We start from the raw sequence: 252 nt of genomic DNA on the forward strand, positions 1-252 counted from the left end.
TTTATCGTTTTCTGACAGAAGACTCCTTCCTCAAAAATGTGAAGGCGTGAAACACCAATTTTAGGTGGGAGATGAATGTCAGTAGGCGTAAGCCTACGTTTTTTGTATACTGTAGATATACTATGAAAAGGTGAGGTGCAACCTATGTTAGTAAATAAAGCATATAAATTTCGTATCTACCCAAATAAGAATCAAGAAATATTAATTGCTAAAACGATTGGTTGCAGTCGCTTTGTATTTAACCATTTTCTT

At 34.1% G+C, this 252-nt stretch carries 1 protein-coding gene; it reads left to right on the top strand.

Annotation, left to right across the window (positions count from 1 at the left end; all coding sequences use genetic code 11):
* Positions 1-144: 144 nt before the first annotated feature.
* A partial coding sequence (locus tag COE49_RS26790; RefSeq protein ID WP_098841520.1) for a helix-turn-helix domain-containing protein occupies positions 145-252 on the top strand: 108 nt, incomplete at its 3' end.

Origin of the sequence: Bacillus sp. AFS029637 (assembly GCF_002584985.1) — a bacterium.
In the GTDB taxonomy this organism is placed as follows: Bacteria; Bacillota; Bacilli; order Bacillales; family Bacillaceae_G; genus Bacillus_A.